This is a genomic window from Bradyrhizobium sp. CFUWI (assembly GCF_056429085.1).
Genome location: NZ_JBWJZE010000305.1, coordinates 1 through 392, shown reverse-complemented (window position 1 = coordinate 392; position 392 = coordinate 1). Strand labels below are relative to the sequence as shown.

The window sequence follows — 392 nt, the reverse complement described above, 5'->3', positions numbered from 1 at the left end:
CTTCAGCTGGGGCCAGTGCCGGCTCACGCTGCCGGGCTGGTACGGCTTCGGCGCCGCGGTGGAGGCCTTCGTGAAAACGCCGGGCGAGAGCCCCAAGGCGCGCATGGCGCTGCTGCAGAAGATGTACCGGCAGTGGCCGTTCTTCCGCACGCTGCTCTCCAACATGGACATGGTGCTCGCCAAGAGCGATTTGGCGCTGGCGTCGCGCTACAGCGAGCTGGTGGCGGACGCGCGCCTGCGCCGCAAGGTGTTCGGCGCGATCGAGGCCGAATGGCAGCGCACGGTGGACGCGCTCGCGCGCATCACCGGCGACCGGCAGCGGCTGGCGCACAACACCGCGCTCGCGCGGTCCATCCGCCACCGCTTCCCCTACATCGATCCGCTGCACCACC

The 392-nt window shown here is 70.4% G+C and carries 1 protein-coding gene; it reads left to right on the top strand.

What is annotated here, in order from left to right:
- Nucleotides 1-392 (top strand): phosphoenolpyruvate carboxylase (locus AC066S_RS39930; protein ID WP_478272085.1); only part of this gene is annotated, 392 nt, incomplete at both ends.